The 7,416-nt window shown below is 39.9% G+C and carries 12 protein-coding genes; 7 read left to right on the top strand and 5 right to left on the bottom strand.

Annotated elements, in window-relative coordinates; translation table 11 throughout:
- Window positions 1–187: 187 nt before the first annotated feature.
- On the top strand, window positions 188–1,450 hold the full coding sequence (locus ABIB30_RS18960) for a site-specific integrase (protein WP_354304621.1): 1,263 nt from the start codon (window positions 188–190) through the stop codon (window positions 1,448–1,450).
- A 248-nt stretch (window positions 1,451–1,698) separates the two neighbouring features.
- Here the strand turns inward: ABIB30_RS18960 and ABIB30_RS18955 are convergent, their stop codons facing one another.
- Window positions 1,699–2,214, bottom strand: coding sequence for a helix-turn-helix domain-containing protein (locus tag ABIB30_RS18955; RefSeq protein WP_354304620.1), 516 nt, complete (start codon window positions 2,212–2,214; stop codon window positions 1,699–1,701).
- A 337-nt stretch (window positions 2,215–2,551) separates the two neighbouring features.
- On the opposite strand from ABIB30_RS18955, the gene ABIB30_RS18950 reads away from it, so the two are divergent.
- The 6 genes from ABIB30_RS18950 to ABIB30_RS18925 are packed head-to-tail and all read left to right on the top strand — an operon-like array spanning window position 2,552 to window position 5,241.
- Complete coding sequence (locus ABIB30_RS18950) at window positions 2,552–3,448, top strand: HEPN domain-containing protein (protein ID WP_354304619.1); 897 nt, start codon at window positions 2,552–2,554, stop codon at window positions 3,446–3,448.
- 40 nt (window positions 3,449–3,488) lie between these two features.
- Window positions 3,489–3,803 (top strand): hypothetical protein, encoded by a 315-nt coding sequence (locus tag ABIB30_RS18945; protein WP_354304618.1) that lies wholly within the window; start codon window positions 3,489–3,491, stop codon window positions 3,801–3,803.
- A gap of 12 nt (window positions 3,804–3,815) precedes the next feature.
- The gene (locus ABIB30_RS18940; protein WP_354304617.1) at window positions 3,816–4,115 is read left to right on the top strand and encodes a hypothetical protein; all 300 of its coding nucleotides are present in this window, start codon (window positions 3,816–3,818) and stop codon (window positions 4,113–4,115) included.
- Entirely contained in the window at window positions 4,102–4,851 is a 750-nt protein-coding gene (locus ABIB30_RS18935; protein WP_354304616.1) for a hypothetical protein, read from the top strand. The genes ABIB30_RS18940 and ABIB30_RS18935 overlap by 14 nt, the downstream gene beginning before the upstream one ends.
- A gap of 10 nt (window positions 4,852–4,861) precedes the next feature.
- Entirely contained in the window at window positions 4,862–5,041 is a 180-nt protein-coding gene (locus ABIB30_RS18930) for a hypothetical protein (protein ID WP_354304615.1), read from the top strand.
- Window positions 5,042–5,043: 2 nt separating this feature from the next.
- Entirely contained in the window at window positions 5,044–5,241 is a 198-nt protein-coding gene (locus ABIB30_RS18925) for a hypothetical protein (RefSeq protein ID WP_354304614.1), read from the top strand.
- A 35-nt stretch (window positions 5,242–5,276) separates the two neighbouring features.
- Here the strand turns inward: ABIB30_RS18925 and ABIB30_RS18920 are convergent, their stop codons facing one another.
- The 4 genes from ABIB30_RS18920 to ABIB30_RS18905 are packed head-to-tail and all read right to left on the bottom strand — an operon-like array spanning window position 5,277 to window position 7,392.
- The gene (locus ABIB30_RS18920) at window positions 5,277–6,257 is read right to left on the bottom strand and encodes a DUF5712 family protein (RefSeq protein WP_354304613.1); all 981 of its coding nucleotides are present in this window, start codon (window positions 6,255–6,257) and stop codon (window positions 5,277–5,279) included.
- A 3-nt stretch (window positions 6,258–6,260) separates the two neighbouring features.
- Window positions 6,261–6,809: a BfmA/BtgA family mobilization protein gene (locus ABIB30_RS18915; protein ID WP_354304612.1), complete on the bottom strand. Its 549-nt coding sequence runs from the start codon at window positions 6,807–6,809 to the stop codon at window positions 6,261–6,263.
- Between the two features lie 12 nt (window positions 6,810–6,821).
- Window positions 6,822–7,136, bottom strand: a complete 315-nt coding sequence (locus ABIB30_RS18910) for a hypothetical protein (RefSeq protein WP_354304611.1) — start codon at window positions 7,134–7,136, stop codon at window positions 6,822–6,824.
- 1 nt (window position 7,137) lies between these two features.
- Window positions 7,138–7,392 (bottom strand): helix-turn-helix domain-containing protein, encoded by a 255-nt coding sequence (locus tag ABIB30_RS18905; RefSeq protein WP_354304610.1) that lies wholly within the window; start codon window positions 7,390–7,392, stop codon window positions 7,138–7,140.
- Between the last annotated feature and the right edge of the window lie 24 nt (window positions 7,393–7,416).

Genomic DNA, 7,416 nt, shown 5'->3' with positions numbered 1-7,416 from the left:
AACTTCCAGAGGCGTAAGAGATATCAAATTCTTCTTATTCAGACTTTCTAAAATATATGCCTAAAATCATTCCCCCCAACTTTTCCGCTTGATCCGTAAATATTTGATTTACAGAAATTTCAACCATTGAACGACTTGATACACTTAGACTGCAAGGCTAACTTTGTTTAACCTTAAATCAGTCATTATGAAAACGAATTTCACACTGCTTTTCTACTTAAAGAAACCAAAAAACTATGTTAAAGGTGTTGTACCAATCTATTTAAGGATTACTGTTGACGGGAAACGTGCAGAACTTTGCACCAGCAGAGAATGTGAACCGGAATTGTGGAATACCAAGGCAGGACATATGGTAGGCACTAAAGAAGAAGCCAAAACCCTAAATAGCTATTTAGACAAGATGAAAGCCGGAGTTACTGCCGCTCATACCCTACTATGTAGGGAGGACGCAGAAATCACTTCAGAAGCGGTTAAAAGCAAGTACCTGGGCAAAGCTGAAAAAACTCATACGATCTGCGAGGCTATTAAAATCCATAATAAAAAGATGGAGGAATTGGTAGAAAAGGGAGATTATGCCGAAGGAACACTAAAAAGGTTTGAGGTATTGGAAAGACATGTCAAAGAATACCTGTCCTTTAAATACCAGAAAAGCGATCTTAATATTAGGTATATAGACCACGAGTTTATAGATGGCTTTGATTTTTATCTTCATACCTCTAAGGACAATGGAGCGAATACGGCAAGTAAGCACCTTAAAAATCTTGGGAAGATTGTCCGTATCTGCTTGAAAAATAAATGGATCAGCAGTGACCCTTTCTTTGGTTATAAATTGAGATCAAAAGTCGTACACCGGGAATATCTAACCAAAGAGGAACTGCAAAGGATTGCTGATAAAAGTTTTACTACAGTAAGACTTTCACAGGTACGGGATTTTTTCTTATTCAGTTGTTATACTGGACTATCTTATGCCGATGTACAGAAGCTAAAAACATCAGATATACGTATAGGAAATGATGGGGAAAAATGGCTGTTTGGTTATAGAAAAAAAACAGACACACGACTGGCTGTCCCACTGCTGCCATTTGCACGGGATATTCTTGATAGGTACAAAGATCACCCCTTTTGTATCAATCATGATAAGGCTTTTCCTATTTCCAGTAACCAGAAGATGAACGAGTATCTTACTGAAATTGCAGTATTGTCAAACGTTGTCAAAGTTTTAGGCAACCGGATTGCAAAACGCACCTTTGGCACAACGGTAACGCTGCTGAACGGGGTTCCGATCGAAAGCGTATCCAAGATGATGGGACATACCAACATCCGTACTACCCAATTATATGCAAAAATGCTGGATGAAAAAGTAGGTAAAGATATGGCGCCGCTTAGGGAAATGTTTGCAGCAAGTGTTGAAGCTATTGAAACTACAGTACCTATTGAATGGCCAGTATGATCAGCCAGTAATGCCAGAAAGCGATTTGATCGCTAAATAGTTAATATGCCTGAAGCTCAGCCTTTGGGCATATTATTATCCTGCAAAAGCTCGACCTATTGGATTGCACCGTCCAAAACGAGAAGCAGAAGCCTGACCGCTACCACTCCGTAGAAGCCCAAAACGGGAACATGCGTGATGGAATGGTGCGAAGGGGTTCCGTAAGCCACAAATGAGCGGGAGGAAATTAACTAAATTAGACAGCTGATTTAACTTTTATTTTTTGAATACACATGAGTGTTCTTTTTAGATGGATGCTTATTAATACTCACGTTGGCAGGCATTCTCTTTAATGCGTTTGATATAGAAGTCCCTAAGTATTTCCAGCCAAATTGTTCAAAAAAGACTTTAATTTCATTGATCTCTTTAGGCTCGTTTATAAAATTACTCTTCAAAAGTTTATACTTAACAGCGTACACGATTTCTGGCTTTTGAGTCAATATACCTATAAACTCAGGTTTGTTTTTGTAATGGTTGATCAATTGATCCCTCAAATCATCCACTGGTGCATAATCTTCCTTAGAGAGGTCACCCAGACTTTGTTTAGAAAACAATATAATGTTGTCTAACAGATTTAAATTATATCCCGTTTTTCCAGATTCTATATTGATTACACTGGCTTTCGACATACCAGTAACTATTGAAAAATTTAGTAAGGATAAGCCCAACGCTATCCGAATAGATTTCACATTTCTACCAATGATATTTCTTACAAGATTGCTCATACAGCAAATCACTCCTATAAATCATTTCAATTTGACTATATATTTTATTTAATTGAAATAATTACTATATTTGATTTAAGATTAAACAGGTAATAATAAGAGTCTTGCGGAACATAATTCTGACGCCGTGATGCAGGACAGCAGAAATTACCCACGTCTACGTGTAGAAGTACTATATTTGTGCTTTGAAATAGATGTGGGGGCTGCTGTAATTCCGTGTCACGTAAGGCGTCAGAAACTTTATATGTTCCCACGGTTGGCAGTCCCCACATTTATTGTGTACTCCATCTCATCAAGGCTCATTTGAGTAGTTTATTAACTATAAATGAGATGATATATGGAAATGTACCCCCTATCCCCGGCAGAAGAACATGCTTTCTATTTTAAGACGTTCGTCAAATCACTAGTCCAAAAATTCGAACCCAAACAAGTTTTCTGCTTTTCAAAAAAGAGCCTATTAGCGCAAACCGATGGCTGTTTTTTAGACTACAGGACTGATCACAGTAGCAATTATTGCTTACTGATCGTAACATCAACCAATACCCGGATTGATCATGAAATCCAGGAATTTGCCAATGTTCATTATAAGCATGGCGTGATTACTATTCTTTGCCACGGCAAAGAAACTATTATGGAAGCAATCAAGGCCAACAATAGGTTTTTCATTACGGTTTATAGTACCGGACATCTGTTGTACAGCCATGACGGTATGACCATGCCAGATTTCCCGATCAGATTTATTCCTACAAAGGCAGGTGTCAAAGCGAGGAAACAGTTAAGTCACCGCATACCCTTAATTGAAGGCTTCCTGACTGGCGCGAATCAATGTGTGATCAACGGGCAATATAATGTTGGTATTTTCATGCTCCATCAGGCTGTAGAACAATCCTGTATTGTACTTATCAGGGTTCAAATGGCATACCGTTCAGAGATTCACAATTTAAAACGCCTTTTAAACCTCTGTAAATGTTTTTCCAGTAAGCCTTTTAAAACATTACTATCAGGAAGCTCCGAAGATGAAAGACTATTTGAAATTTTGATTAAAAGCTATTCGGAGGCACGTTATGGTGATCATTTCTCAGTTGAATCTGAGGATGCACAGCACTTATATGATAGGATTACAGATTTTGTAAGTCTTGTCAAAGCGATGTGTAAAGAGAAAATTCAGAAACTGGAAAACGAGGCCGCTTTATACAAAAGAGTAATGCAGGAAAGTGAGGTTATAAATGGATAAGCCGGATATAGAAGTCTCACTTTGCAATAAACGGTTCTTAATGCTCCCTTTTCAGAAAGGAACTAGAATCCTGCTGCGTCAAACAGTTGATCGGTATCCAAATTTAGCTTCATTGCAGTTTCCTAAAAATCAAGATCAGGTGCGTGTAGTCTCTTATAAGGGTGGGATCTTATTACTGGCTGTAATTGTACCGAAGGCAATAGAACAGCGTGTATCTATCAAGGTTACAGAAGATTTTCTACTGGTCAGTTGTAGTTCACATCAGGGTGAAAAATATCTCAGCTATTATGCCAGTTTATCGCTGAACTACCTGCTGTGCAAGGGTGATTCGGCAGATTTCCAAGAATTTTATTAAAAGCCACCCGTTATGAAAATGAAGAAAATTAAAAAACAATTGAACTATCAGCCTAGTGGCCTGACAGCCGATCAAATGGAAAACCCAGTAAGATTGATGTCTTATTTTTTTGCAGACTTCCCCATCCATGAGACAAGAGACAATTTATGGGAACTATACAAAGCCTGGATTTATCATTCCGCAGCATATAGGGATGAAGACTTAACAAAAAATATGATGTGCTTTTATACCCAGTTCCTGGAAATGGTCAATGCCAGTTATGTCTATGCTGAAATGACAAAACCTAAAAAAATGATTGATGAAACGAATTAACAGGCAACAAATCATAGTCCCTTTAGAATTTAGCGTGGCCTGTGCGATATACAAAGTTGAGTTGGTGGAAGTATTACAGGTTTTCGCCGACCATGTAACCGTATATGATACCATTCGTGAGGATTATTGCGAAGGGTTTTCAGAGGCCACCAGAACCGTTGGTTCTTATGTAAGGGCAAAAAGGAAACGGTCTGTGGAAAGTAAAGCCATGAGGAATTGTGGCGCATTACTCATATCCTGTCTATCAAAAATTAAAGTATTGGCCACAAAAAAGGCTGGCTTGACCGCTATTAAAAGAGAGAAAACCCGCTCCCTTGTCAACATGATTTTTGAAGCAATGGAACGGGTATATACCATTTCAGACACCTTATACCTTGATGAATATTCCACTATCAAATTGAACAAAGATTTTTGCATACTCTGTGAAGCTCATAATTGCTATCCCAAGGAATTTCTGGAATATTTTATGGGCAGAATTTCAGCAGCAGATGCCCATGCCCATAAAGGGTTAAAGCTCGCCTATGATAATTTTACTTTCTCTTTGTTCTCCAATATAGCAGAAGGTTTTGGAGGAAATAAGCCGAAAGCCTATCAATTAACAGAACCCGAACTCAATTTCTTTGGGAGAATGGAGGAATTACATTTGGGACTCTACATCATACGTGACCTGGAGGAGCGCACAAATATTTTAAGAGAAATTTACCTCGCACACTATCTGGCTACCACTCAAAACTAAACTCACCTTTATGGAAACAACAATTAACGTTACCCTACCAGAAGACTTTTACATACTTTGCAGTATTTACCAGATCAAGCCAGAGGTGCTTATACAGCAATTCATCAATCAGGTTTCTTTTCCTTCTTATTTTAGTAACCCGACTGGAAGCGATTGCTGGGCAACCCCCTCTGCTTCCTCAATTTCATAGATGTGGAGAGTCCAAAATTTCAGGTGAATGAAGATTTGGAAATTCACTACCTAACTTTATTCAACAAAGCGATCAGGTACAACCTTGTTACTAGCCCGCAGGATAAAGTTAAAGCTGTAAATAGTGGAAGGAAAGTTATCAGGCAGTGGTTAAAAGCAGTATTAGCCGAACGCACCAAATATATTACTGATGGTTTATAATGTGAATCTCAGGGACAGGATTACCAATCAATCAATTAGTAACGCCTGCCCTGACTTTGATCGGTACACCTTTTCTTTTTCTTCTTCTTTCCCTGTATTGGAGCTGACCCAGGCGCTACGTAAACAGGTTCCATCAAAATACTCAACAAATCAACACTGAATTTACCTACCGTACCGATCATTTCCCCAATACTGTCAAACAATCCTCCCGCCACTTCCAGACTGAGGTCTTTAAGGATTGGAGCGGGTTCACCCTGCCTGTTTTGAATGTCATCCAAAACCAGCATTTGCGCTTTTTGTTCGGCTGTCCCATTTTTCATGGTATTGGCATAGGCCAAAGTATCTTTCAGTGCCCTGTCAAAATCAAAAAACGCATCAAATAACTTTTCGCCGGATTGTTTAAAAGCGGTACGGTTAAACTCGCCCAGTTTGGCTGAATGCTCTTTGTTCTTCCCTTTTGAGGTATTCTGCGGGCTAAGCTTGATGGTATTGGTGATGTCTTTACGGCTAACAATGATCTGTATGTGATCCTGCCGTCCTTCTTTGCGTTCTCCCTTTTGCCTGCTTCCGTCTTTCGCTTCTTTGTCATCATGTTTATAATACCGGAAGTTTTCATGTTTGGCAAACCAGAGCAGGTCTTGATGGCTGTTAATTCCTGCTCTTTTGAAATTTTCAGCATACTCGTCCATCACCTTCGTGGCAAATTCTTTCAGCTGTTCCTTTACGCCCTGCTCACCATAGGTCTGGTATAGGTGTGCAAGTTCCTTTTGGCTGGGGCTGACATTGATCAGGAAAAACTTACTGTCGTTACGGCCAAGCTTGGCAATGTTGCGGTCAATCCTTATCCTGACTTCCTGCCTGCTGATTTCGTTTGCTGTACCATTAAACCAGTTTTCATGCCCTAAACCCCTGCCTTTTTCAGGCTGCAAATGGTTCTCTTTTTCCAGGTAATTGACCAGTGTCCCGCTACTGCCTTTGTTGTTCCCTGTTTCTGATGCCGTGATATTAATGAACATAAGTTATAAATTTTCCAGTGACTGTTTGACATGGGCTTGCAGATCCTCCTTTTTAATGTTGGATACAGGCCAGCCCAATGATTCCCTTTGGTTGATGTAATATTCGAGGATCTTTTTAAAGCGTGATTTTAACAAGACTTTTTCCTCGATCCTGGTTTGTGTTGCAACTATGCCCTTTTTCATTACTCCCATGCGCAAAGAAAGCTGAGCGGTCTTTTTGGCTTCCTCCAGCAGATAATCCGAAATCTGCTGGAAATAGATCGTATGTTGTTTCGCAATGGTGGTCAACACTCCGCTGGCGGTAAAGATGGGCAGCAGGAAATCACTTTCCTGCCGCTTAACGAAACCAATAATCCTGCTGTTTCCACCTGCCAGCTCTTTTTTGAGCAATTCATCGCTGAGGTCTAAAGGGTCTTTCTTACTCCGGTAGAAATAATCCACCATTTGTATGACAACCAGCTTTTTTGGACGGCCTAATTTTAAAGCGAGCTTTTCAAGCTTTTGGTCGGTGGTTACCGGGTAGCGCACCGATTTGGTATTGATGTCTTCCATTTGATCAGCTATTTACCTGTTTGCTGTTCCAACAATTAACCTGACCTGGCTGCCCATTTGCGGATGCCAAGACGGGGTATATTCAATATATCCAAAACTTGCAAGGTCTTTGATATTCTTATGGTAGGTGGCTAACGACTTAATGCGTGAAAACCTCATCAGCTTTGGCCTGCTCACCTGGAAGGACATTTCCGACGCATCACCGTCGCTGTAGTAAAACAAGGCCATCAGCAGACTGATATGGCTCGAATAAAAACGGTCTTCTGATGCTACCCGTTCAAAGTAACCGCTAAGGGCATGTTGCTGTATATGCTGGTAATTCTTCATCTTATTCTCCTTTTAATAATTTTTCAATTTCTGCTTTGCTGTAGAACATAGTACCGCCAATCTTTCGGAATGGCAAAGTGCCATTGATGCGCAGGTTTTGTAAAGTTCCCGGTGATATGTTGAGCATCTTTCTAACCGCAGCACTCCTTAACCAGGCTGTAGCCTCGTCCTGTTTTCCCTGTCCAATAACGGCTTTCATTTCCTGTAAAAAGTCCACCTTGAACTGCTTTAAATCCTCCATAGTGATAATGTCCATTTGCATACTTGTTCTCCTTAATGT

It is taken from the genome of Pedobacter sp. UYP1, from assembly GCF_040547305.1.
GTDB lineage: Bacteria > Bacteroidota > Bacteroidia > Sphingobacteriales > Sphingobacteriaceae > Pedobacter.
Note: the sequence above shows the minus strand (reverse complement) of the source record. Positions and strands in the feature narration are given on the sequence as shown.

Excerpts from the sequence above, each read along its gene's own strand:
- ABIB30_RS18905 (WP_354304610.1), bottom strand. The coding sequence starts at position 7,392 with ATGGACATTATCACTATGGAGGATTTAAAGCAGTTCAAGGTGGACTTT.
- ABIB30_RS18955 (WP_354304620.1), bottom strand. The coding sequence starts at position 2,214 with ATGAGCAATCTTGTAAGAAATATCATTGGTAGAAATGTGAAATCTATT.
- ABIB30_RS18930 (WP_354304615.1), top strand. The coding sequence starts at position 4,862 with ATGGAAACAACAATTAACGTTACCCTACCAGAAGACTTTTACATACTT.
- ABIB30_RS18945 (WP_354304618.1), top strand. The coding sequence starts at position 3,489 with ATGCTCCCTTTTCAGAAAGGAACTAGAATCCTGCTGCGTCAAACAGTT.
- ABIB30_RS18920 (WP_354304613.1), bottom strand. The coding sequence starts at position 6,257 with ATGTTCATTAATATCACGGCATCAGAAACAGGGAACAACAAAGGCAGT.
- ABIB30_RS18950 (WP_354304619.1), top strand. The coding sequence starts at position 2,552 with ATGGAAATGTACCCCCTATCCCCGGCAGAAGAACATGCTTTCTATTTT.
- ABIB30_RS18960 (WP_354304621.1), top strand. The coding sequence starts at position 188 with ATGAAAACGAATTTCACACTGCTTTTCTACTTAAAGAAACCAAAAAAC.
- ABIB30_RS18940 (WP_354304617.1), top strand. The coding sequence starts at position 3,816 with ATGAAAATGAAGAAAATTAAAAAACAATTGAACTATCAGCCTAGTGGC.
- ABIB30_RS18910 (WP_354304611.1), bottom strand. The coding sequence starts at position 7,136 with ATGAAGAATTACCAGCATATACAGCAACATGCCCTTAGCGGTTACTTT.
- ABIB30_RS18935 (WP_354304616.1), top strand. The coding sequence starts at position 4,102 with ATGAAACGAATTAACAGGCAACAAATCATAGTCCCTTTAGAATTTAGC.
- ABIB30_RS18915 (WP_354304612.1), bottom strand. The coding sequence starts at position 6,809 with ATGGAAGACATCAATACCAAATCGGTGCGCTACCCGGTAACCACCGAC.